Here is a 506-nt window from a genome sequence, read left to right as displayed (position 1 = left end):
CTGTGCCGATAACACGCGCTGTGAGTTTTTGGCGAGTGGCACTGTAGTTAGGCTGACAAACGAACAGCGTAGTCAGCAAAATCCAATAGCCGCGCTCAATCTCAAAGCCCTGAATGATCCCATAGCCAACGGTCAAGGTGACCGCCATGCGGATCGCGTGACGGAATAGCATTGAATCTTTGTGCAGGTTGGCGCGGATCTTATGCCACATCGCTTTTAAGGTATGCGGGTTGGTGTCATCTAACACATCTTCTTCAAGCTTCTCTGCGTCTGGGTTGTTGATGTTAGAGAGCTGCTTTTCTACCGTCGCCAGGTTATTGAACAGAAAATCGAGTTGGCTAAGTAGCGGTCGCCACTCTGGACGATTTTGTTGATGCAGGTGATTGAGTGAGGACATTAGCTCATCCAAGGCTAATACCGACTTGTCACTGTGTTGGTACTCTGCGCCGACTTTAAGCGAGCTAGCGATCTCCTGACACGCCTTAGCTTGAGCTTCAAGCAAGTAC

Annotated in this window: 1 protein-coding gene; it reads right to left on the bottom strand. The window is 49.8% G+C overall.

Features of this window, described 5'->3' with window-relative positions; translation table 11 throughout:
* The coding region (locus tag KIV40_RS33885; protein WP_285353822.1) for an FUSC family membrane protein at window positions 1–506 on the bottom strand (506 nt) is incomplete at both ends.

This window comes from Vibrio sp. D173a, from assembly GCF_030248475.1.
The sequence above is the reverse complement of the archived record's forward strand: the minus strand, read 5'-3'. Positions and strand labels throughout refer to the sequence as shown.